Origin of the sequence: Amycolatopsis vancoresmycina (assembly GCF_000716785.1) — a bacterium.
Classification (GTDB): Bacteria; Actinomycetota; Actinomycetes; order Mycobacteriales; family Pseudonocardiaceae; genus Amycolatopsis; species Amycolatopsis vancoresmycina.
This window is the reverse complement of the sequence record NZ_JNYY01000012.1, coordinates 193,030-214,907: the sequence shown is the minus strand read 5'-3', so window position 1 is coordinate 214,907 and position 21,878 is coordinate 193,030. Positions and strand designations below refer to the sequence as shown.

Genomic DNA, 21,878 nt, shown 5'->3' with positions numbered 1-21,878 from the left:
CGTTGCCAGCCTCCTGCCCAGTAGCTCTGCCCCGAACGCCTGTGAGGTGACCCGTGAGCGGTTCCGGCGACATCGAGCCGGTCAGGAGACTGGCGGTGACGGGCGCGACCGGCTTCGTCGGCGGCGCGGTCTGCCGGGCGGCCACGGCGGCGGGCTGGCAGGTCACGGCGTTCGGCCGGCGCGCGGCGGCCGACGACCGCCACCTCGGCGGCGCGGCCTACCGGTCGTGGGACGTCGGGGCGGCCAAACTGGCCGACCCGCCCGACGTCGACGCGGTGGTGCACTGCGCCGCGTCGCCGACCGGCACCGGCGTCGCGGCCGAGGTGTGGCGGACGAGCCTGCTCGGGACCCACCACGTGCTGGTGTCGTTCCCGGACAGCCGCATCGTCCACGTGAGCAGCGCGAGCGTGTACGACCCGTTCCGGCCGACGGTGCGGGCGAAGGAGCACGAAGCCCCGGTCAGCCGTTACCTCAGCGCGTACGCGGCGGCCAAGGCGGCGGCCGAACGCCTGGTGCTGGCCGTGGCCGACCGTCCGGTCGTCCTGCGGCCGCACGCGGTGTACGGCCCGGGGGACCCGACCTTGCTGCCACGGCTGCTGCGGAACGTCCGCGCCGGCCGCCTGCCGGTCCCGGGCCACGGCCGGGTTCTGATCAGCATGACGGCGGTGGGCGCACTGGCGCGCGCGTGCCTGCTGGCGGCCGCCGGCCCGGCGGCGGGTGTGTTCAACATCGCGGACAGCGAACCGGTCCCGGTCGACTGGGCGTTGCGCGGCCTGCTGGCTTCGGCGGGCGCAGAGGTCCGGCCGGTGTACGTTCCGGCGGCGTGGCTGGCGCCGGTGGCGCGGGTGTTCCCCCGCGGCCGGGTGGGCCGGTACGTGAGCAGCCCGTTCGCCATGGAGCGAACCCTGGACATCACGGCGGCGATCGACCGCCTGGGCTACGAACCGGCGCCGACGACGTTCGCGTCGCCGTAGGGCTAAGCCTCGGTCACGATCGGGACGTCCCGGTATCGCAGAATCCCTTCCACGCCGGAAAGGAACGTCTCGCACACCGGCGCCGGGTCGGTCAGGCAGCCGGCCGCCATCGCGCCGTCGCGGAGCAGCACGAAGTGGCGGGCCGCCGGCTCCGGGGCCGTTTCGCCCGTGGCCGAGAGCACCTCCGTCACCGTGGTCAGGAACCACCGGCGGTGGGCCAGCACCGCCTGGTGCACCGGGTGGTCCGGGTCCGGGTACTCGGCCGCGGCGTTGAGGAACGCGCAGCCGCGGAAGCCGGGTGACCGGATGCCGTCGGCGATCGTGGCCGCCACCGCGCGGACGATGTCCGCCGGTTCGCCGCCTGCCGACCGGGCCGCCGCCACCTGGGCGCGGATCGCTTTGTCGGCTTCCGACAGGTACGCCACCAGCAGGTCGTCCTTGCTGGGGAAGTGCCGGTACAGCGTGGCGCGGGTGACGCCGGCGTCGGCGATCACCCGGTCGATGCCGACCGAGTGCAGTCCCTCGGTGTAGAACAGCCGGCTCGCCGAGGCGAGCAGCCGGGCTCGGGCTTCGGACACAGTTCTCCCGCTTCGACGTCGGTACGGCCGAAGTTTAGCAGATAGAACGGTCGGTCTTGACGACCACGGCGATCCGCTGCCATAGTCGGCGACGAGACAGATCGTTCTATCTACCGGAGGACCCATGGACACCGGAATCGCGCCGACCCTGCGACGGCTCTACTTCGTCCGCTTCGCCTTCGCCCTGGTCTGGGCGGCCCTGCTGTTCGCGACGGCGTCGAGCCTGGGGCCGGTCAGCGTCGCGCTGCTGGTGCTGTACCCGCTGTTCGACGTGGCCGCCGCGGTGATCGACGCGCGCACGTCGAAGGCGGGGACGCTGTACGTGAACGTCGTGATCAGCCTGCTCGCCGCGGCCGGCCTGGCCGTGGCCGCCGCGTCCGGGATTCCCGGTGTCCTGCGGGTCTGGGGGATCTGGGCCGTCGTGGCCGGTGCGGTCCAGCTCGTCGCCGGTGTCGCCCGGCGGGGGCTCGGCGGGCAGTGGGCGATGATCCTCAGCGGCGGGATTTCCGTGCTGGCCGGGGCTTCCTTCCTCTTCCAGGCCACAAAGGACGGTGCCTCGCTGGCGGCGCTGGCCGGCTACGCGACGCTGGGCGGCGTCTTCTTCCTCGTCTCCGCGCTGCGGCTGGGGACGCGAAGCCGCCGCGTCGCTCAGGCCGGCTGAGGGGGCGTCTGCAGGCCCGAAAACACCGCGGCGATCAGGCGCCGCCCCTGTGCGGCGCCTTCCTCGTCGTTCGCGACGCGCCACAGGAAGCTCATCAGCATGATGATGTCGGCCGGGTCGTGCCCGGGGGCGATCGTGCCCTCGGCCACGCACGCCTTGACGAGCTTCGCCACCGCCGCCGTGGTGGGGGCCCAGGCGGCCTGGATCATGTCCTGGGCCGCCGCGCTGTGCAGTGCGTCGCCGAGGCCGTGCTTGATGCGGATGTAGGCGGACAGCGTCTCGAACCACTCGACGAAGGCGGCTTTCGCCGACGTGTGGCGCGCCAGCACCTCGTCGGCCGTGGTGGTCAGGCGCTCGATGTCGTGCTGGTAGGCCGCCAGGATCAGGTCTTCGCGGGTGGGGAAGTGGCGGTAGAGCGTGCCCGCGCCGACGCCGGCGCGCTTGGCGACCTCGCTCAGCGGCACCAGCGGGTTCCGCGCGAACAGCTCGTGGGCCGCCTCGATGATCGCGATGCGGTTGCGCGCGGCGGCCTTGCGCTGGGTGCCGTACGTCCCGTCGGTCATGTCCCGATCATGCCTCATCTTTGACGTGCGGAGAATCCTCCGCTAGTTTGGCGGTCACTCGCGGAGGATCCTCCGCGAGTTTCCGTCCCCAGGAGATCCCCATGCGTTACGTGAAGCTCGGCACCACCGGCCTGGACGTCTCGCCCGTCGCGGTCGGCGCGATGAGCTACGGCGAACCCGACCGCGGCCACCCCGTCTGGTCGCTCGGCGAGGACGAGGCGCGCCCGCTGATCAAGCACGCCCTGGACGTGGGCATCACCTTCTTCGACACCGCGAACATGTACTCGAACGGGTCGAGCGAGGAGATCCTCGGCCGCGCCCTCAAGGACTTCGCGGTGCGCGACGAGGTGGTGATCGCGACCAAGCTGCGGCACCCGATGCGGCCCGGCCCCAACGGCCGCGGCCTGTCGCGCAAGGCGATCATGACCGAAATCGACCACTCGCTGCGCCGCCTCGGCACCGACTACATCGACCTCTACCAGATCCACCGCAACGACCACGCGACACCGCTGGCGGAAACCCTCGAAGCCCTCAGCGACCTGGTCAAGGCCGGCAAGGTGCGGTACCTCGGTGCGTCGTCCATGCCGGCCTGGGAGTTCGCGAAGGCCCTGCACCTGCAGGACCGGCACGGCTGGGCGCGGTTCGCGACCATGCAGGACCACTACAACCTGCTGGCCCGCGAGGAAGAGCGCGAGATGATCCCGCTGTGCCTGGACGAGGGGGTCGGCACGATCGTCTGGAGCCCGCTCGCCCGCGGCAGGCTCGCCCGCGCCTGGGACGACGCCAAGGCGACGGCCCGGTCCACAACGGACGGTGCCTTCGCCGACCTGCTCTACTCGCCGGCGGAGGAGGCGTCCAACCGCGCGATCGCCGACGCGGTGGGCCGGATCGCGGAGGCCCGCGGGGTGAGCCGCGCGCAGATCGCCCTGGCGTGGCTGCACCGCCGGCCGGTGGTCACCGCCCCGCTCGTCGGCGCGGGTTCGGTGCGCCAGCTCGACGAAGCGGTCGCCTCCTTGGACCTCGTCCTGACCGACGCCGAGGTCCGCGAACTGGAAGCGCCGTACACGCCGCGCTACGATTTCCAGGGAATTTCGGACGAAGCCGGATTGGATGCCATCCGGGCTCGCATTCCCGGCATGGCGGTGCGGTAGCGCAGCGGACCGGCCCTCAGAAGATGATGAAGAAGATGAGCCGCCGCGCCTGCCAGGTCCAGATCCGGTAGGCGTAGTACCCGGTCGCGCCGGACACCGCCAGCGCGAGCAGCCCCTGGCCGACCAGGTCGGTGGTGAACATCGTGAACGCCGCGGCGATCAGGGCGATCGTCCAGAACGTCCACGTGAGCCCGTAGAACGCGCGCTTCCCCTGGCTGTAGGGGGTTGCCGGGCGGGTGGGGACGGGTTGCTGTCCGGTGGTCATTTCTCGCTCCTCGTGCCGTGATCCGGCTGTTCGACCGGATTTGCTCCGGGCAGTCGCCCCGGTGTTCCGGGCCGTTACGGCGCTGCTCGCCGGCGTCTCGGGAATGTGATGTGGCCGTTCCACGGCGGTGTCGTTTTCCGTGGCGATTTCCGCCGTGAAAATGGTCAGAACCAGGACACTTACCGGGCGGCTCTCGTTTTCCGGTAGCGGCCGTGCTGTCGTGTCCGACTGTTGTGCCATGACGCCGGGTGTGATCGGGCGGATGGGCAACTGCGGTCGAAGGGTGGAAAAGAATGGAGCCTGAGTTCGCCGGGCGCTACCGGCTCGGTGCGGAACTGGCGCGAGGGCCGGGCGGGACGTTCCGGGCGGCGGTGGACCCGGACGGCCGGGAGGTCGTGTGCCGCCGGCTGCCGGTCGGCCGGGCCGAGGGCCGGTCGGCGTTCATGCGGGAGCAGTCCGTCCTCTTGGGACTCACCGCCCCGAACCTCGTGACGGTGCACGACCTGCTCACCGAGGGGGACGTGGTGACCCTCGTGCTGGACCCGGTGCGCGGCGGTTCGCTGCGCGACCGGCTCGACGCGTCGGGAACGCTGCTGCCGAAGGAGATCGCGCGCATCGCCGCCGGCGTCGCCGCCGCACTGGACGCGATCCACGGCGCCGGCGTCGTCCACGGCGACCTGCGCCCGGAGAACGTGCTGATGGACGACTCCGGACCGGTCCGGGTCCCGAAGCTCACCGGCGCCGGGTTGTTCCGCATCACCGTGCCGGAACCGGGAACTTCGATGCGGGACGCGTCGAAGTACCTCGCACCGGAGGTCGTGGGCGGCGGCGAGCCGGCCGAGGCCGCGGACGTCTACGCGCTCGGGGTCGTGGTCTACGAGCTCTACTGCGGCGTGGTGCCCTTCCCCGGCGGGTACGTCCGGCGCCAGGACGAGGAACCCGGCCGGCCGGGCGAGATGCCGGACCCGCTCTGGGAAGTCGTGCGGTTGCTGCTCGCGGTGGACCCGGCGATGCGCCCGGCCGCCGGCCGGATCGGTGCGGTGCTCGAAGCGATGGTGCCGGACCTGGCGAACAGCCCGGTCGGGCCGCGGCTGGCGCGGCCGCCGCTGCCGACCTACGGGCAGCAGAACAGGACCGGCGCGATGCCGGGGATCGGAGACACGGTGTTCGAGACGCCCCTCACCGGGCCGCCACCCCCGCGGCGGCGGAAGCGGAAGCTGGTGCCCGTCCTGGTCGTCGGGGCGCTGGCGGTCGCCGGGACGATCACGGCGCTCAGCATCGGCTCCGCGTCCTCGCCACCCGCGGTGTCGCCGGTGGCCGTGCCTTCGCCGTCGTCGGCTTCGGCGGCGGCCACGTCCTCGGACGTCGCCACGACCACCACCTCGGCCGCTCCGTCCGTCGCGCCCGACCTCGTCGGCAAGAAGCTGTCGGAGGCGCAGGACCTGCTGGGCAACGGCATCCAGATCGAGACGGTCGACTCCATCGAGCAGACCGCGGCCCCGGGCACGGTGATCGGCCAGGACCCGAAGGCCGGTGCCGCACTGACCGGGCACATCAAGCTGACCGTGGCCCAGTCCGCGGTCGAGGTGTACCTGGCCGACCTGCGGCCGGTCGGCGGCGGCTCCTGGTCGAACGACAGCCAGCCCGGGAGCATCGCGGGGAAGAGCTACCTGCACACCGTTTCGAAGGGGGTCTACCCCTGCTCCGACACGGGCGCGATCGAGTACAACGTGTCGAAGGGGTACCGGCGGTTCGTCACGACGGCGGGCATCGACGACAACTCCGGGGACTCCGGCCTGAAGGTGCAGTTCGAGGTGTTCGGCGACGGCCGCAAACTGACGTCCGTCATGCTGGAGCTGGGCAAGCCGAGTCCCGTCGACGTCGACCTGAGCGGCGTGCTCCGGCTGCGCCTGTCCTGGCAGGTCGCCAACCCGGCCTGCCACAGCAGTGGCGGGAACGACGCCTTCGACCTGGGCGAGGCGAAGCTGCTCGGCCTGCCGGGAGAAGCGCCGACACCGACGACGACGAGCTGACCACGGCGGACGAGGGGCCCGGCGCGAATCCGTGCCGGGCCCCTCGCCGCTATTCGACCAGGGTGGGGTCGCCCCAGCCCAGCGAAGGCAGCTGGTTCGACCGGCCGACGGCCATGGCCGCGCCGGCGGCCAGCGGGTGCAGGGTCATCCCGGGCCGCCACGCGACGAGCTTCATCCGCAGCACGTTGACGACGTCGCACTGGATCCACGCCGGCTTCCCGAGGCGCGCTTCGAACTGGCCCTGCGGCACGTTGTCCAGGAACACCTGGAAGTAGCCCACCTGGTCGGCTTCGTCGGCGTCGTCGAGCACCCCGGCGACCGACTCGAAGCGCCGGTACCGCCGGCCCAGGTTGAACTCGACGACGCCGCGCGGGTCGTTGGCGAACAGCTGCGGCCGGTAGACGATGCTGGTACCGCGGTGCATCCCGTCGATCTCGGCGCCGGCGAACCGGATGTCCGACGTGCTCGCGACCGGCTGGAGCACCGTGGTGAGCAGCCGGGCGCCCGGCGCCGGCCGGCTCGCCTGCCGCGCGCCCACCCACTCACCGATCCTCGGCGGCGCGAACCGCGGGACGCCGGTGAACGCGGCCAGCAGGCTCGCGGTCCCTTCGAGGGTGAATTCGGCGATCTCGTACCGGGTGGTGGAATGGGCGTTGAGGAACGAGGGGATCTCGTCGACGCTCCGCCCGGGCAGCACCACGGGGAGGATCCGCCGCGTTCCGCGCGGCAGGTCCCGGGTCAGGTTGTCCCGGATCATCGCCGCCTCGAACTGGGAACCGCGGCCGACGTCGGGAACCTCGTCGCCCTCGGCCCGGCGCTTGTAGGCGGGCGAGGCGATGGCCAGCACGAAGTCGGCCTTGGTGAGGTGCTGGGACGCCCACAGCGACCAGTCGAGCCGGTGGCCGTCGACCCACTGGTCGAAGAACACCTCGACCCCCAGCTGGGCCTGCAGGAAGGTGGCGAACTGCCGGACGAGGTCCTGGTGCCCGGCCGAATCGTGCGCGTAGCTGATGAAGACCCGCGGGTGTTCTCCGATGCTCATCCGGTCTTTCCTCGGGCTCCTCGGTGCGGTGGGCACCGATTGAACCCCAGGAATCGCGCCGCGGCCGCCCGCGACGCGGATTGTCCGGCTTCTGTCCAGTCCCCGGATCCGGGCACGAGCGGTCCCGGTGGAGGGCGCGACCCCCAACGACGCGCCCGCCACCGGGTCGCCCCGGCATTCCCCCTCTTCCGCCGTGGCCCTAGGGTTTCCGACGCCGTCCTCGTTTCGTCCTCGCGCGGCTCCACCTGCGTGTTCCGGACCCCGGAGGCGGGCGACGGGCTCGAGGCGAGGGGGAGATCGATGAGGTTCCGGATTCTCGGGACGCTGGAAGTGCGCGCCCACGAGGACCGGATCACCCTCGCCAGCCCGCGCCAGCAGCGCGCGCTCGCCGCCCTGCTGCTCAACGCCAACTCCGTCGTCCCGGTCGAGCGCATGATCGACGCGCTCTGGGAGGACGAGCCGCCCGTGACGGCCGCCAAGCAGGTGCGCAACTCCGTTTCCGCGCTGCGCAGCCGGCTCGGCGAGGCCGGCGCGTCGATCGTCACCGACGGCCCCGGGTACCGCCTGCTGGCCGACGCCGAAGACCTCGACGCCCTCCGGTTCCGGCGGCACGTCGCGGCCGCCCGCGGGCTTGCCGGGCAGGCGAAACTCGCCGACGCCGTCGAGGAGGCCGGCGCCGCGCTCGCGCTGTGGCGCGGCCCGGCGCTCGACGGGCTGCGGACCACCACGCTCGCCGGCCGGGCCGCTGTGCTCGACGAACAGCGCGCCGAAGCCGTGGAACTCCGCGCCGGCTGGCAGCTGCGGCTCGGCGAAACCGAGGAGGTCGTCCGCACGCTGACCGAGTTCTGCGGCGAGCACCCGATCCGCGAACTGTCCCACCTGCTCCTGATGCGCGCCCTCGCCGAGGAGGGCCGGTACGCCGAGGCGTCGACACTGTTCCACGGCCTGCGCGGCCGGCTGGCCGACGAGCTCGGCGTCGACCCGAACCCCGAGCTGCGGCGGCTGCACGACCGGATCCTCGCCGAGGCCGCCCCCGCCGAGCCGGCCGCCGCGGTCCCGGAACCCGCGCCGGAGCACCACTTCGACCGCGCGGTCACCGAGCTGGCCGAAGCCGTCACGTGGCAGTGGCGCGCCGAAGCCGAGCTGCGGTCCCTGCACCGGCCGCAGCCGATCGCGCTGCGCTGGTCGGCCGTCGCGCGGCCGGGAAGGCCGGTGCGGCGGGGCGACCTCGACGACATCGCCGGTGCCTTCGCAGCGTTGCCGCTGCCGCAGCTGGTCGTGCTCGGCGAGCCCGGTTCCGGCAAGTCGGTGCTCGCTCTGGTGCTGACGCTGGAGCTGCTGCGCGTCCGCGCGCCGGGCGCGCCGGTCCCGGTGCTGCTTTCGCTGGCCTCCTGGGATCCGCGGCGGGAACACCTCGACCGGTGGCTGGCGGGCCGGCTCGCCGAGAACCACCCGGCGCTGCTCAACCCGCGGGAGTACGGCCGGGACGCGCCCACCCGGCTCGTCCTCGGCGGCCACGTGCTCCCGGTGCTGGACGGCCTCGACGAGCTGCCGCCCGACCTGCGCGTGGCCGCGCTCGACGCACTGGACCAGACGATGGCGGTGGGCCGGTCGGTGGTGCTCACCAGCCGCTCGGCCGAGTACGAGCAGGTCCGGCGTGAATCCGGGCCGGTCTTCAGCGGCGCCACCGTGGTGCGCCTCGAACCCGTCGCCCGGCAGGAAGCGCTGGCCTACCTGGCCGCGCGGCAGGGCACCGGCCGGGACCGCTGGCGCCCGGTGGCCGAGCGGCTGGGCCGCGAGCCGGGCGCGCCGCTGGGCCGGGTGCTGCGGACGCCGTTGATGGTCGACCTCGCCCGGATCGCCTACGGCCGTCCCGGCGCCGATCCCGCGGAGCTGCTCGACGCCGAAGACGCCGAAGTCCTCGAAGGACGGCTGCTCGACTCCTTCGTCCCAAACGCCTACGCACAGGTGCCGCAGCCGCCGGGCCGGAACCCGAAGACCAGCCCGTCCGGGCGGTACACCGCGGCGCAGGCGGCGCACTGGCTGGGGTTCCTGGCCCGGCACCTCGAGCAGACGCGCACCCGCGACCTGGCCTGGTGGCAGCTGTACCGGGCGGTTCCCGTCCGGACCCGGTCGGGTCTCGTCGGCGTCCTGATCGCGGTGTTCTTCGCCGCCACCGGCTGGGTCGACGAAGGCCCGGGGCTGGCCGCGATCTACGGCCTCTCGTTCGGCGCCGCCGCCTACCTGACCCACCGCTTCGGGCGCGCGCCGGAGCCGCTGCGCACCGAACTGCGCTTCGCCGGCGCCGCGGCGAAGTTCGCCGGCCGGTTCGCCCTCGGCGCCGTCGTGGGTGTCCTGCTCGGGCTGGGCTGGTCGCTCGCCACCGGCCTGGTGGTCCTGCTGGCGCTCGTGTTCGGCCTGGTGTTCGCGGTGCACGTGTGGCTGGCGAAACCGGTCGACGCCAGCCGCGTGGCCAGTCCCGGCACGATCCTGCGCAACGAACGGACCGGTGCGATCGCCCTGTCCGTCTCGTTCCTGGTGTCACTGGGGCTGTTCGACGGGATGGCGTTCGCGTTCACCGCGCAGACGCGGTTCCTGCCGGTGCTGGGCGGCCGGTACGACCTGGCGCTCGCCTTCGCGGGTGGCCTGGCGGGGGCGCTGTTCGGGTTCTTCATGGCCCGGGGCGTCGCCGCCGTGTGCTACGGCCTCGCGGGCGCCATCGCCGGCGGCCAGGTGTTCCCGCCGGCGACGAATCCGGTGCTGCCGTTCGTGGTCGGCGTGTGCTTCGGGGGCGGCATCGGCCTGGCGGTCCTGGTGACCCGGGCGTGGGGCACCTACTTCGTCCACCACGTCTGGCTCGCCGCGACCGGCCGCCTGCCCTGGCGCCTGATGCACTTCCTCGACGACGCCCACCGCCGCGGCGTCCTCCGGCAGGCCGGCGGCGTCTACCAGTTCCGCCACGCGCGGGTGCAGGAACGGCTGGCCGCGCTCGCCGGCTGACGGCGCCGGACCCACCGGCGCGTCAGTCGGCGAAACAGCTCAACAGCGGGAACTCCGCGGCCGAGGTGGCCGACAGCTCGACGAGCCACACGAGCAGGTGGCTGAGCACGCCCACGAGGTCCGCCGGGCTGCCGCCCGCGGCCAGCCCGACGTGGATGTCGCGGCTCGCCTCGTCGTCGTTGAGGGCCGCGAGCACCGCGCGCAACGCCGCCCGCGGCCCGCGCGGCAGCCGTTCCACCGAAGCGGACTCGCCCTGCTCGTTCTCGACCACGACGGTGAACAGCGCGTCGGCCTGCGTGCGCTGGTGCGCGCGCACCGCGCCGGTGCAGCGGCTCACCAGCTCACCGACGACGGCGGCGGCGACCCGCGCCGATTCCGCGCGGGCCAGCACGCCCAGCGCCTCGGCGACGTCGTCGTAGCCGCCCGCCAACGCGGCGCCGACCAGGTCGTCGGTGAACCGCCGGACTGAACTGTCCGACGGGAGCGACGGATCTCGGTTGCCGGTCATCCGGGCCGCGTACCCGGCGGGGCCGCGGACAACCGGAAACGCGCTATTCGATCATGTGGAGGGGTATTGCTCGTGGTCATGAGCCGCACTGACGACCCGGGGAACTGGACATCGGGACCGTCGCCGGGCTCGCGCGGTCGAGTTCCGGTCCGCGGCCGGTGTCCACCTGCTGCGCGGCCGCCGTCCGCGGGGAAACCCGGCCGTGAAAACGGTTCGGAAATCACCGTCCCGGTGAACCGGAAATCCCGCCGCAGAAGCCACGAAAGCGGGATTCGGCAGCGTCCGGTTGCCCCGCCGGAGCCGCGCGGTCTAAATTGTCCCTCCTACCGCACTGAACCATGATCAGGGGTGAGTTCGATGCGACAGTGGCGGGTGGACTGCGGTGGTTCGCTCGGAATCGGCATTGCCGTCCGCCGGATCGCGGATTCGGTGACCGTGGTCTCCGTGGCCGGGGAAATCGACAGCTCGAACGGCGACTCGTTGTTCGAAACGCTGTCCTCGGCGCTGCCGGAAACGACGTTGATGATCGCCGACTTCGGCGAGGTCACCTTCTGCGGCAGCTCCGGCCTGCGGGCCCTGCTGCTCGTGAGCGAAGCGTGCGCCGACCGCGGAGCGGACTTCGTGCTCCTGCCGTCACCTGTGGTCCGGCGCGCGGTCGAGGCGTGCCGGCTCGGCGGGGTACTGCGCCTGGCCGAGGCGGGCGACACGGTGACCACGCTGGTGACCGGGCGGTCCTGACCCCGCATGAAACCGGGCCCGTCCGGGTACGCAAGAGGGGACGACGGCGGAGAGGTGCACACGGTGGACGAACTCGACGTCGAGCCGGTGGCGCTGCGGGAGACGCTCGTGCTGCGGGCGGAAGGCAGCTTGGACGCGGCCGCCACGGCGGGGGTCGTGCAGTCCCTGCACGCCGCCGTGGCCGCGTCGCCGGGCGGTGTCGTGCTCGACGCGCGGGACCTCGACCTGCTCTCCGCCCGGGCCGCGCGGACGCTGGCCGCGTTCGTGCTCGGGGGCGGCGGCCGCGTCCGGCTCGTGGCCCGGCCGGCGAGCGCGGTCGCCCGGGTGCTGGACCTGGCCGGGATGGCGTGGTTCGACGACCTCGAAGCGGCGGTGGCCGGCCGGCGCCCCGCCGGCGAGCTCGAACCGGCCTTCGCCGGGTTCGAGACGCTGACCCGCACCCTGCTGGGCGACACGACGGTGGCGGACGCGCTGCGGCACATCGTCGACGCCGCGGTGCACGTGGTGGCGGGCGCGGACCTGGTGAGCATCACGCTCCTGGCCGCCGACGGCTCGTTCTTCACCCCGGTCGAAACGACGCCGGTGGCGAACGTGCTGGACCAGGTGCAGTACCGCAGCGGCCAGGGCCCGTGCCTGTCGGCGGCGTTGCCTTCGGGCCCCGGCTACGTGATCAGCGAAGACCTCCGCGACGACGACCGCTGGCCGTCGTTCGCCACCGCCGCCACCGGCCACGGCCTGCGGTCGATCATCTCGACGGCCCTGCAGCCCGCGGACGGCGGCGGCGTGGTGGGCGGGGCGCTGAACCTCTACTCGCGGGAGCCCGGCGGCCTGGACGTGGCGGACCGGCACAGCGCCCTGCTCCTGGCCACCCACGCCTCCCTGGCCATCGCCCACGCGCAGACGGCCGAACTGGCCGCCCTCGAGCGCCTGAACCTGCGGCGCGCGGTGAGCTCCCGCGACGTCATCGGCCAGGCCAAGGGCATCCTGATGCAACGCCAGGGCATCACCGCCGAGGCGGCGTTCGACCTGCTGCGGAAGACGTCCCAGGACTTGAACGTGAAGCTCGTCGACCTCGCGAAGACGCTGGCGGACCGCCGGTCGGAAATCGACCGCTGAGCGGTGTGGGTCAGCCGGGGCCGGGATCGGGTTCGCTGTCCGGGGCGGCTTGCCCGGTGATGGTCCGGGACCGGGCCAGCCGGTCCGCTGTCTGGCGGAGGATGAGCTCGGCCCGGGTGCGGCGGTCGGCCGCGTCCGCGTGCCGGTCCGTTGCGCTGAGCCACGCCCGTTCCGCGACGCCCGGGCGTCCGGCCTCCGCCTCGGTGACCTCGCCGTCGGACTGCCTGTCTCCGGTCATCGCGTCCACCCGTCCGTGGGGAACCGTCCGGAACCCCAGCACCGCCACCACCCGATCCGGTACCAGGGAACAACGGGTTGCCGGCCGGGGCAACCGCGGAGCCGTCACCAGGTGACGGCGTCGATCCCGACGAGGAGCGGCTGGTCGGACTCGCTCCAGAACTGGATGCCGATGGTCGTCACTTCGTCCACTGGGGGAACGGTCCAGCTGAACGGCGTCCAGCCCGCGTGGTCGGGCAGCGGGGTTTCGGTCTGCTGGTCGCCCGCCGACCGGTTCTCCACCGACCAGTGGTTCTTCCCGCGGGAATCGTGGACGAGGAAGCTGATCCCGCCGCGTTCGGGCCCCGGCACCCAGATGGCCGCGTGCACCTGCATGCCCGGTTTGACCGAGCCGACGTCGTGGGAGATGCCGACCGCCGAATAGCCCTTCGCCGCCGAGGCGCCGGTCACCGTGACCAGCAGGGAGCGCTTGCCTTCCGCGGCGAGGCTCGACGTGGTTTCCACGTGGGCGACCTGGGCGCCGTAGAGCACCCACCAGCGGACCGCGTCGGTTTCGAAGCCCATGCGCGCCGGCGCGCCGGTCGGGGCGACCGCCGGGGCCGACCGCCAGACCAGCCACCCCGCGACGAGCGCGACCAGCGCGACGGCGATCCCGGTGACGGCGAGCCGGCGCCGCCACGGCCGGGGACGCTCCGCCGCGGCGCGTGGGCCGAGCAGCGCGGCCGACTCCCGGAGCGCCCGTTCGGCGAGCGCTTTCGCGCGCAGGTCGCGCAGGGAACCGTCGTCGATCTCCAGGACCTTCTCCAGGGCGGCGACGAGGTCGTCCGGCGGGATCCGGCGGCCGTGTTCGTAGTCGACGAGCGTGCCGTGCCCGGCCAGCCCGACCCGCTGGGCCACCGCTCGCAGGGAAAGCCCCCGCGCCATCCGCCGTTCCCGGATCCGGGCCCCGAGCACCTGCGCGGATTCGCTGTGCACACCTGGTATCGCCACCGTGGCCCGGACCTCCCTGTCGGATCACGGGGAGGGACTTTATCCGGGGCGCCGCGAGCGTGTCACGCCGTCCGGCCGGCTCGCGCACGACCGGGGCAGCCGGTTCCGCCGTTCGCTCCGGTGCCGGTGGGCCGGGGCGGGCAGCACCGCCCCGGCCGGTTCCCTCAGCACTCGGGGTGCGGGCGGATCGTCACCGACGCGCTCGGGCCGACCCGGAACCCGCCGTTCGCCGCGTGCAGGTAGGCGTCCGCGTGCACGACGTGCGTCGAGCAGCCGTTGGCGTAGGTCTGCCCGTACTGGAACCGGGTCGTGCAGTCGCGGACGGTGTCCTCCAGCCGGCCACCGCCGTTCTCGTCCCAGAGCTCCAGCTCGACGGAACACCCGCGGAGGGCGTTCGGGTTGGTGGCGTTGACGTACAGCTCGGCGCGCGCGTCGAAGGTCGTCTGCAGCTGGTTGACGCACACGCCGAAGTTGAAGCCGTCCACCGGGTGGTTCACGCACGTGTTCGCCGCCTCCGCGGTGGTGGCGAACACGGACGAGCTCACCGTGAGCGCGGCGAACAGTCCGGTGGTGAGCAGGATCCTGAGCGACCGGGATGTCGACACGGGCGGTCCTTTCGTTCGGGGGTGCCGTTCGGGGCTCGAACGTAGGGGCCGCGGCGGCCCTCCGGCGTCGCGTGGACCAAGGCCGGACCAGGTTCGGACCGGCGGCGGTCCGCCGGGTCAGTGCCGTCCCGGCGGGCGCGGGAGCGAGCGGGGCGGCAGGTGCGGTACGGCGCCGAGGGCGGGTCGCACGTACCGCGGCTGCCCGGTCAGCGCGCGCAGCAGGTCTTCGATGCCGGTGTCGGACAGTTCGGTGACGTGGTACCGGTCGGCGCAGTAGGGCTGGAGGAACAGCGGGATGTCGTCGATCGAGCGGCCGGGCAGCACCACGGGCAGCAGCTTCGCCGTCCACGTGTGCCGGTCGCGGTGCAGCAGGTCGCGGATGGTCGCCGACTCGGCCTGCGCGCCCCGGTTGTCGTTCGTCTTCGCGAAACCGTCGCCGACGCGCCGGTAGGCGGGCGATGCCACGACGAGCACGAACCCGGCCCTCGAGATCAGGCTCGTCGCCCACGCCTGCCAGTCCTGGCGCCCGGCACCGGCCCACTGGTCGAGGTCGGCGTCGATCCCGTTGCGCACCAGCAGTTCTGCCAGCGCCCGGACGGTTTCCTTGTGGCCGTCGTCGTCGTGCGCGTAGGAGATGAACACCTTCGGCCCGGTCACCAGGCGGATCCGCCGCCCCAGCACGACCTCGCCGGCGCGCCTCGCCCGGTCCAGCAGGGCCGGGACGCCCGCCGCGCCGGAACCGGACGGCACCGCGCCGGGCGGGCGGACGTGCAGCACGAGCTCGCCCGTCGTGAATTCCGCTCGCTCCACCGGGAACAGCAGGTTCGCGGTGCCGGCCGGAACGTCACCGGCCCCGAGGTGCCGCAGGACCGTCGTGGCGATCGACCCGAACACCGTGGCGCGGGCCACCGGCGCGGCCACCTTAGCCGGGCCGCTGCGGAGGTCGACTGCGCTTCCGGCGTGGAAATCGAGCAGGTCCTGCACGGTCGCCAGCAGTTCGGTCTCGTCCACCCCGAGCGCTCCGGCGAGTTCGGCGACGAGCGCGGTGTCGAGGGTGACCCGGTCGCCGGCCGCCGAAGCGAGGTGAGCCAGCCAGTCGTCGAGCGTCACGACGGTCATTCAACCGCATCCCCGGGCGCGGTCACCGGTGCAGGCGGCGGTTCCAGTCCTCCGGCACGCGCCCGGCCGGCCCGGGTGCGGTCTGGGTGAGCGGCCGGTGCGCGGGCTCGGCGAGTGCCGGGCCGGATTCGAACATGACCTGCTCGTCGTAGTCCCAGAACCACTCTTCGCCGGGCTCGAAGCTGCGCACGAACCGGTGGCCGGTGGCCGCGGCGTGGGCACTGGCGTGCTGGCCGGGCGAGGAGTCGCAGCAGCCGATGTGCCCGCAGCCGGCGCAGCGCCGCAGGTGGAACCACCAGCCCTGCGGGTCGGCGGCGTCGCACTCCGCGCAGCCCGTGCCGCTGGGCGGCACCGACGGGTCGACTCCCTGCATGCGAACTCCTCTGCTCGTTCCCGCGCGGCCTCGGCGGGCCACGCCACCAGCGAAGGCTACGTCGTCCGGGCACCGGCGGCGATCACGCGGTCGCGACGGTGAGGTCCTCGGGCGGCGCCCACAGCGTGGCGGCGCCGGCGCGCTCGGGGTGCAGCCAGTGGTGGCGGGCGGCGGTTTCGTGCGCGATCTCGAGGAACGCCTGGACGGCTTCCGGCTGTTCACCGTCGCGCCAGGCCAGCGACCAGGGGTAGACCGGCTGCAGTTCCTGCGGACGGCAGGCCGGGACGCCCGACGCCGTGTACCGGCGGGCGTAGCTGTCGAACTCCAGCAGGTACGCACGGCCCGGTGCGCGGGTGAGCGCCGCGTGGCAAGTGCCGAACGTGCCGGGGTTGCCGAGCCAGTTCAGCGCCAGGCCGGTGTGCCGCTCCAGCGAGCTGAGGTACCGGCCGTGCACGTTGTACAACGCCGTGCCGGGGGCGTCGGCGAAGACCTCCAGCGGACGCTCGTGCACCGACGCGGCCGCCCGTACCGGGTCGCCGGGCCTGCCGACCAGCCAGAACGGCTCCAGCCGCAGCAACGCGTGCTGCCACCCGGCCGGGTGGGCGGCCTGCATCGCGCCGGTGACGCGCAGGATCGCCACGTCCAGCTGGTCCGCGAGCAGCGCGGCGAGCTGGCGGCCGCTGTCCATCTGGCTCTGCACGAGCCGGATGCCGGGGTGGGCGGCGAGGAAGGCGTCGGCGACGACCCGGCTGGTGTCCAGTTCGAAGATGTGGGCGATCCGGAGGTGATGCGGCGCCGGTTCGCGCAGCATCCGGTCCGCGGTGGCCAGCAGCTGCCGGGCGAGGTGCAGGAACCGCTCGCCGCGCGGGGTCAGCGCGACGTGGCGGCTGTCGCGCACCAGCAGGGGCCCGCCGACGTCGGCCTCGAGCCTGCGGATCTGCTTCGACAGCGCCGGCTGGCTGATGAACAGCTTGGCGGCGGCCCGGCCGAAGTGCAGTTCGTCGGCGACGGTGACGAAGTACCGCACCAGCCGGAGGTCGAGGTCCATGCGGGCCTTCCCGCGCGCAGGGGTGGAGCCGGTCACCGACGATGCCACCACGGCTATCGATGCGCGCGCAACAGGTCATGGACGCCGTGGCCGCGCATCGGGTTGGCTTCCGGGGAAAGCCCCCTCACGCACTGGAGGATCCGATGGCCGACGAGGGCACACCCGTGGTGTTCGTCCACGGTCTGTGGCTGCACGCCACCTCGTGGAACCCCTGGATCGAGCACTTCCGGGCGGCCGGGTACGCCCCGGTCGCGCCCGGCTGGCCGCACGAGCCCGAGACCGTCGAGCTGGCCAGGGCGAACCCCGACGCGGTCGCCGACATCGGCATCGACGACGCCACCGCCCACTTCGCCTCGATCGTCGAAGGCCTCGGGCGGCCGCCGGTGCTCGTCGGGCACTCCTTCGGCGGCCTGATCACCGAGAAGCTGCTGGGGCAGGGGATCGGCCTGGCCGGGGTCGCCATCGACCCGGCCCAGATCAAGGGCGTCCTGCCGCTGCCGCTGGCGCAGCTGCGCGCCGGCCTGCCCGCGCTGGGCAACCCGGCGAACCTCCACCGCTCGGTTTCGCTGACGGAGAAGGAGTTCCGGTTCGGCTTCGGCAACGCGCTGAGCGACGAGGAGTCGGCGGAGCTGCACCGGCGCTGGACGATCCCGTCCCCGGCCCGCCCGCTGTTCCAGGCCGCGGCCGCCAACTTCGTGCTGCACTCGCAGGCGGCGGTGGACACCCGCCGCGCGGACCGCGGCCCGCTGCTGCTGATCTCCGGGACCGCGGACCACACCGTCCCGGACGTGGTCACCCGCTCGACGTTCAAGCAGTACCGCGACTCGACCGCGGTCACCGAGCTGAAGCAGTTCGAAGGCCGCGGCCACTCGCTCACCATCGACCACGGCTGGCGCGAAGTCGCCGACGCCGTGCTCGGCTGGCTGCGCGAGCAGGGGATCAGCTGACGTGGACCTCGGCCTGGACGGCGCGGTCGCCGTCGTCACCGGAGCCGGCCGGGGCATCGGCCTGGCCGTCACCGAAGCCCTGATCGCCGAGGGCGCGCACGTCGTGGCGGGCGCCCGCACGCCGGGGCCGGACCTGGAAGCGCTGGTGCGGGCGGGCAAGGCGCACGCACTGGCGGTCGACCTCGGCACCGCCGACGGCCCGGGCCGGCTCGCCGAGCTCGCGCTGGCCGAGCTGGGCCGGATCGACATCCTGGTCAACAACGTCGGCGCGGTGACCCCGCGGCCGAACGGCTTCCTGCTGGTCACCGACGACGAGTGGCAGCGGTCGGTGACCTCGAACCTGCTGAGCGCGGTCCGCGCCACGCGCGCGGTGCTGCCGACGATGGTCACCGCGGGCCGGGGGAGCATCGTCACGATCGCCTCGGTCAACGCGCACCTGCCCGACCCCGGCGTCATCGACTACAGCGCGGCGAAGGCGGCGCTGGTCAACTTCACGAAGTCGGTGTCGAAGGAGTTCGGGCCCCGCGGCATCCGCGCCAACGCGATCAGCCCGGGCCCGGTCGCGACGGACCTGTGGCTCGGCGCGGGCGGCGTGGCGGAAACCCTGGCCGCCGCGACGGGCGCGGACCCGGAGGCCATCGCGGGCGAAGCGGCCGCCCACGCGGCGACCGGCCGCTTCACCCGGCCGGCGGAGGTGGCGAACCTGGTGGCGTTCCTGGCGAGCGACCGGGTGGCGGGCAACATCACCGGCGCCACGCTCACCATCGACGGCGGCTTCAGCACCGAGACGCACTGAGGGACTGCCCGGCGTTTGGGTGACGCGACGACGGGGTAACCGCAGCCCGGTTCGTCTTCAGCTCTCCGGACGTGCCGCCCGCCCGGCTTCGGCCGGGCGGTCGTTGCTGCGGGCGCGTTCTCGCGCCGCACCGCCGTCCGGGGAAAGCGTTTCCCCGGGTCGGTGGTGCACCGCCGACCCGGGGAGAACGATGACTGTCTCGATGATCGCGACCGCAGGCGGGCGCCTGCGTGCCGAATCACCCGGGTGTTGCGGTGGTCGCCTGGGCGTGGAGGTGCTGCAGCGCCGTCAGCACCTGGTGGTGGCGGTGCCACTGCAGCCAGGCGCCGGCCTCCCGGCACAGGCAGTCCAGCTCCTCCGGCACCTGGGCCGGAAACGCCTGCCGGGACAACACGGTCAGCACGCCGACGCAGTCCACCGCGGGCGACGCGAGCGGAACGCTCCTGGCCGTGGTGAACCCGGCGCCGAGCAGCGCGCGGCGGGTGTCGGGGCGGGAGAACAGCGGGTCCAGGGCGATGTTCGTGCTCGTCACGGCGACCCCGGTGGCCAGCGCGGCGGTGCACGTCGACTGCTCGCCGTCGATCCGGGCGAACACGCCGGTGAACAGCTTGTCGAGCCCGTGGTGGGCGGCCAGGCGGAGGCCGGTTTCGTTCGGCAGCTGCGCGTACCCCGCCGTCGCCCCGGTGACCGCCAGCGCCCGGCGGACCAGGCGCTCCAGGATCGTGGCGGGCGTCGTACCCGGCCGGTCGGTGGCGGCGAAGCTCAGCCGCGGTGCCGGGCGCTGGAGCGCGGCGATCAGCCAGGCCCGGCTGTGCGGGCGGGGGAGCGTCACCAGGGTTTTCGCCAGCACCACCAGTTTGATGTTGTGCACCTGGGAGGCCGACCGCAGCAGCCGGAAGGCTTCCTCCATGTCGTTCAGCCGGTAGCGCTCCTCGATCACGCCGAGCGCGCGGGCGATCGCCGGCCGGCTGGCCAGCTTCGCCCGCAGGGCCGTGACCTCGAGGCGCAGCTGCTCGAGCTCGGGCAGGCCGCTGGGTCCGGCGGGCCCCGGCCGCGCGGCGCCGCCGGCCGCGGCCAGGGTCACGTACGTCTCGAGGACGTCCGTCGCCTGCGCGGCCCGGAGGACCCGCAGCACGAGGCCGGTGCCGGTGACCACGCGCAGGCGCCGTCCGGTTTGCGCGAGGGCGTCGGCCACGACGTACAGCTGCCGGACGCCGGCCGCGGCGAGCAGGCGGACCCCGCTGAGGTCGACGACCGGGTCCGCGACTCCGGCGGTCAGCTCCAGCAGCCGGTCCCCGAAGGCGGGGTGCGCGCTCAGGTCCAGCTCGCCGGTCACCACGACGACCAGGTGCTCCCCGGTGCGGACGAGTTCCGCCGACCACAGCGCGTGCCGCTTGTGGTCCACGCGTGCCTCCTCACGCCGCATCCCGGAGAAGTACCCGGGGGCGGGAACGGCAAACCGCCGGTACTCGAACGGCGCAAGCGGGAAGGAGCAAGGTGGCCGAGGGAGACGTGCACACCGTCTACGAAAGCGGCGTGTGGAAGAACCGGGTCGAAGGGGGCACCCGTGCCTCCAACACGTCTCCGCGGCGCGTCGACGCCGTCCTCGCGGGCCGCCAGGCGGCGAAGAAGCGCCGGGTCAGCCACGTCGTCCACACCCCCGAGGGCGACGTCGAGAGCGAGCGCGACTACCGGCGGGTTCGCTGATCGGCCGGAGTAGCCGGCCTGGCTGCGGGGTACTCCCCGGCCGGACCGTTCCGGAAGGGAAACGCCATGGGAATCCTCGTCGCCCTGCTCGTCGTGTGGGCCGTGCTCGTCGTGCTCGGCATCGTGGTGAAGGGCTTGTTCTGGCTGATCATCGTGGGCGCGGTGCTGTTCGTCGCCACCGGGGTGATCGGGTTCGTCAAGCGAGAGGCGCTCGGCCGGCGGCACTGATCGGGACGCCGGCCGCTTCGACGACGTCGAGGGCCGCTTCCGCGGGGGAGCGGTCGTCGGCGTCGTCGCCGCGCTCCGGGTGGGTGGCGACCGAACCGGGATCGACGCCGGTGACCGCGATGCCGCTCTCGCGCAGTTCGGCGGCGAGGGCCGTGGTGAGCGCGTCGAGGGCGTACTTCGCCAGCGAGTGGCCGGGCGCCCGGACGCCGCCGGTCCCGGCGGTGAGCTGGCCGGCGGCGGCGCTGGAGACGTTGACGATCCGCGCGGCGGGCGCGGCCCGCAGCAGCGGCAGGCACGCCTGCACGAGCGCCAGTGTGCCGAGGACGTCGACGTCGTAGGCGGCGCGGGCTTCGGCCCGGTCGGCGTCGAGCAGGGACAGCGCGGTGAAGTCCGGCATGGTCGAGGCGTTGTTCACCAGCACGTCGAGCCGGCCGAAGCGGGTGTGGAGGAATTCGGCGCCGGCCGCGATGTCCGCCGCCACGGTGACGTCGAGCCGGACGGCGTCGGCCGGGAGTCCTTCGGCGGTGAGCTGTTCGGCCAGTGCGCGCGTGCGGGCGAGGTCGCGGCCGGCGAGGACGACGTGGTGGCCGCGGGTGGCGAACTCGCGGGCGACGGCGAACCCGAGACCTTGGGCTCGGCTCGCTCCGGTGACGAGGGCAATTTCGTTCATGCCTCATACTGTAGGTGACTCCTACAATTGTGCCAACCCGCGGTGCCTGACCTAGGATCACCGGCATGGCCGTTCCGCCGCCCGACCGCCCGCGCGCGCTGCTGCGCTGGCCCACGTACCTGATGGGGCACCTGCACCGCAGCGGCGTGGGCCGGATCGACGCGGCGCTGGCCGGGTCCGGGGTGTCCCTGCGCGAGTTCTACGTCCTGGTCTGCATCGGCGAATCCGGCCCGCTGTCCCAGCAGCGCGTCGCCGACCGGCTCGGCCTGGACCGCAGCGACCTGGTCAAGGTGCTCGACCGGCTCGAAGCCGCCGGCTGGGTGCTGCGCGAACGGGACACCGAGGACCGCCGCCGGCACCTGCTCACGCTGACCGGAGCCGGGCGGGCGACGGTCGAGCACGTCGAAGAGGTCTCGAGCGCGGTCACCGGTGAGCTGCTCGGCCGGCTGAGCCCGGGCGAACAGGAGACCCTGCACCGCCTGCTGCTGAAGGCGTTCGGCGAAGCCTGACGCCGGGAGGATCGCCAGCG

25 protein-coding genes are annotated in these 21,878 nt (G+C 73.4%); 12 read left to right on the top strand and 13 right to left on the bottom strand.

Annotated elements, in window-relative coordinates; genetic code table 11:
- Positions 1–53 precede the first annotated feature (53 nt).
- Positions 54–974: an NAD-dependent epimerase/dehydratase family protein gene (locus OO60_RS27745; RefSeq protein ID WP_003100471.1), complete on the top strand. Its 921-nt coding sequence runs from the start codon at positions 54–56 to the stop codon at positions 972–974.
- 2 nt (positions 975–976) lie between these two features.
- On the opposite strand, the gene OO60_RS27740 is transcribed toward OO60_RS27745, so the two are convergent.
- On the bottom strand, positions 977–1,552 hold the full coding sequence (locus OO60_RS27740) for a TetR/AcrR family transcriptional regulator (RefSeq protein ID WP_003100473.1): 576 nt from the start codon (positions 1,550–1,552) through the stop codon (positions 977–979).
- Between the two features lie 124 nt (positions 1,553–1,676).
- Between OO60_RS27740 and OO60_RS27735 the strand changes: the two genes are divergently transcribed.
- A complete protein-coding gene (locus OO60_RS27735) occupies positions 1,677–2,213 on the top strand; it encodes a hypothetical protein (RefSeq protein WP_003100475.1) in 537 nt (178 codons plus the stop codon).
- On the opposite strand, the gene OO60_RS27730 is transcribed toward OO60_RS27735, so the two are convergent.
- Positions 2,201–2,776: a TetR/AcrR family transcriptional regulator gene (locus OO60_RS27730; RefSeq protein ID WP_003100476.1), complete on the bottom strand. Its 576-nt coding sequence runs from the start codon at positions 2,774–2,776 to the stop codon at positions 2,201–2,203. The two genes, OO60_RS27735 and OO60_RS27730, sit on opposite strands and share 13 nt — an antisense overlap.
- Before the next feature lie 101 nt (positions 2,777–2,877).
- Here OO60_RS27730 and OO60_RS27725 point away from each other — a divergent pair, with 101 nt between their 5' ends.
- Complete coding sequence (locus tag OO60_RS27725) at positions 2,878–3,927, top strand: aldo/keto reductase (RefSeq protein WP_003100482.1); 1,050 nt, start codon at positions 2,878–2,880, stop codon at positions 3,925–3,927.
- Between the two features lie 16 nt (positions 3,928–3,943).
- Here OO60_RS27725 and OO60_RS27720 read toward each other — a convergent pair whose 3' ends face one another.
- Positions 3,944–4,192 (bottom strand): hypothetical protein, encoded by a 249-nt coding sequence (locus OO60_RS27720; protein ID WP_003100484.1) that lies wholly within the window; start codon positions 4,190–4,192, stop codon positions 3,944–3,946.
- Between the two features lie 293 nt (positions 4,193–4,485).
- Between OO60_RS27720 and OO60_RS45080 the strand changes: the two genes are divergently transcribed.
- A complete protein-coding gene (locus OO60_RS45080; RefSeq protein ID WP_003100486.1) occupies positions 4,486–6,225 on the top strand; it encodes a protein kinase domain-containing protein in 1,740 nt (579 codons plus the stop codon).
- Between the two features lie 49 nt (positions 6,226–6,274).
- On the opposite strand, the gene OO60_RS45075 is transcribed toward OO60_RS45080, so the two are convergent.
- Complete coding sequence (locus OO60_RS45075; protein ID WP_003100488.1) at positions 6,275–7,267, bottom strand: SEFIR domain-containing protein; 993 nt, start codon at positions 7,265–7,267, stop codon at positions 6,275–6,277.
- 300 nt (positions 7,268–7,567) lie between these two features.
- On the opposite strand from OO60_RS45075, the gene OO60_RS48235 reads away from it, so the two are divergent.
- On the top strand, positions 7,568–10,267 hold the full coding sequence (locus OO60_RS48235) for a BTAD domain-containing putative transcriptional regulator (RefSeq protein ID WP_033262395.1): 2,700 nt from the start codon (positions 7,568–7,570) through the stop codon (positions 10,265–10,267).
- Between the two features lie 22 nt (positions 10,268–10,289).
- Here OO60_RS48235 and OO60_RS27700 read toward each other — a convergent pair whose 3' ends face one another.
- On the bottom strand, positions 10,290–10,775 hold the full coding sequence (locus OO60_RS27700; RefSeq protein WP_003102333.1) for a hypothetical protein: 486 nt from the start codon (positions 10,773–10,775) through the stop codon (positions 10,290–10,292).
- Positions 10,776–11,132: 357 nt separating this feature from the next.
- Here OO60_RS27700 and OO60_RS45070 point away from each other — a divergent pair, with 357 nt between their 5' ends.
- Together OO60_RS45070 and OO60_RS27690 are read left to right on the top strand one after the other, a co-directional pair.
- Positions 11,133–11,513, top strand: a complete 381-nt coding sequence (locus tag OO60_RS45070) for an STAS domain-containing protein (RefSeq protein ID WP_081655954.1) — start codon at positions 11,133–11,135, stop codon at positions 11,511–11,513.
- Positions 11,514–11,576: 63 nt separating this feature from the next.
- On the top strand, positions 11,577–12,629 hold the full coding sequence (locus OO60_RS27690) for an ANTAR domain-containing protein (RefSeq protein ID WP_240490789.1): 1,053 nt from the start codon (positions 11,577–11,579) through the stop codon (positions 12,627–12,629).
- Between the two features lie 10 nt (positions 12,630–12,639).
- Here OO60_RS27690 and OO60_RS27685 read toward each other — a convergent pair whose 3' ends face one another.
- The 6 genes from OO60_RS27685 to OO60_RS27660 form a co-directional block, all read right to left on the bottom strand.
- On the bottom strand, positions 12,640–12,867 hold the full coding sequence (locus OO60_RS27685; protein ID WP_155848974.1) for a hypothetical protein: 228 nt from the start codon (positions 12,865–12,867) through the stop codon (positions 12,640–12,642).
- Positions 12,868–12,971: 104 nt separating this feature from the next.
- Positions 12,972–13,856 carry a helix-turn-helix domain-containing protein gene (locus tag OO60_RS27680; RefSeq protein ID WP_156081328.1) on the bottom strand — a complete coding sequence of 295 codons (885 nt, stop codon included), beginning with the start codon at positions 13,854–13,856 and terminating at the stop codon, positions 12,972–12,974.
- A 164-nt stretch (positions 13,857–14,020) separates the two neighbouring features.
- Positions 14,021–14,461, bottom strand: a complete 441-nt coding sequence (locus tag OO60_RS27675) for a hypothetical protein (RefSeq protein WP_003102324.1) — start codon at positions 14,459–14,461, stop codon at positions 14,021–14,023.
- Positions 14,462–14,578: 117 nt separating this feature from the next.
- Positions 14,579–15,580 (bottom strand): toll/interleukin-1 receptor domain-containing protein, encoded by a 1,002-nt coding sequence (locus OO60_RS45065; RefSeq protein WP_003102322.1) that lies wholly within the window; start codon positions 15,578–15,580, stop codon positions 14,579–14,581.
- Positions 15,581–15,602: 22 nt separating this feature from the next.
- Positions 15,603–15,953 carry a UBP-type zinc finger domain-containing protein gene (locus OO60_RS27665; protein WP_003102320.1) on the bottom strand — a complete coding sequence of 117 codons (351 nt, stop codon included), beginning with the start codon at positions 15,951–15,953 and terminating at the stop codon, positions 15,603–15,605.
- Between the two features lie 82 nt (positions 15,954–16,035).
- Positions 16,036–17,001, bottom strand: coding sequence for a LysR family transcriptional regulator (locus OO60_RS27660; protein WP_003102318.1), 966 nt, complete (start codon positions 16,999–17,001; stop codon positions 16,036–16,038).
- A 143-nt stretch (positions 17,002–17,144) separates the two neighbouring features.
- On the opposite strand from OO60_RS27660, the gene OO60_RS27655 reads away from it, so the two are divergent.
- Together OO60_RS27655 and OO60_RS27650 are read left to right on the top strand one after the other, a co-directional pair.
- Positions 17,145–17,948, top strand: coding sequence for an alpha/beta hydrolase (locus tag OO60_RS27655; RefSeq protein WP_003102316.1), 804 nt, complete (start codon positions 17,145–17,147; stop codon positions 17,946–17,948).
- Between the two features lies 1 nt (position 17,949).
- Positions 17,950–18,744, top strand: a complete 795-nt coding sequence (locus OO60_RS27650) for an SDR family NAD(P)-dependent oxidoreductase (RefSeq protein ID WP_003102314.1) — start codon at positions 17,950–17,952, stop codon at positions 18,742–18,744.
- 238 nt (positions 18,745–18,982) lie between these two features.
- Here the strand turns inward: OO60_RS27650 and OO60_RS27645 are convergent, their stop codons facing one another.
- The gene (locus OO60_RS27645; protein ID WP_003102313.1) at positions 18,983–20,149 is read right to left on the bottom strand and encodes an ANTAR domain-containing protein; all 1,167 of its coding nucleotides are present in this window, start codon (positions 20,147–20,149) and stop codon (positions 18,983–18,985) included.
- Positions 20,150–20,241: 92 nt separating this feature from the next.
- Between OO60_RS27645 and OO60_RS27640 the strand changes: the two genes are divergently transcribed.
- A complete protein-coding gene (locus OO60_RS27640) occupies positions 20,242–20,451 on the top strand; it encodes a DUF2188 domain-containing protein (RefSeq protein ID WP_003102312.1) in 210 nt (69 codons plus the stop codon).
- A gap of 66 nt (positions 20,452–20,517) precedes the next feature.
- Positions 20,518–20,679, top strand: coding sequence for a hypothetical protein (locus OO60_RS47220; RefSeq protein ID WP_003102310.1), 162 nt, complete (start codon positions 20,518–20,520; stop codon positions 20,677–20,679).
- Here OO60_RS47220 and OO60_RS27630 read toward each other — a convergent pair.
- Positions 20,648–21,349 carry an SDR family NAD(P)-dependent oxidoreductase gene (locus OO60_RS27630; RefSeq protein WP_003102308.1) on the bottom strand — a complete coding sequence of 234 codons (702 nt, stop codon included), beginning with the start codon at positions 21,347–21,349 and terminating at the stop codon, positions 20,648–20,650. The two genes, OO60_RS47220 and OO60_RS27630, sit on opposite strands and share 32 nt — an antisense overlap.
- 65 nt (positions 21,350–21,414) lie before the next feature.
- Between OO60_RS27630 and OO60_RS27625 the strand changes: the two genes are divergently transcribed.
- Positions 21,415–21,858 carry a MarR family winged helix-turn-helix transcriptional regulator gene (locus OO60_RS27625; RefSeq protein WP_003102307.1) on the top strand — a complete coding sequence of 148 codons (444 nt, stop codon included), beginning with the start codon at positions 21,415–21,417 and terminating at the stop codon, positions 21,856–21,858.
- Positions 21,859–21,878 lie beyond the last annotated feature (20 nt).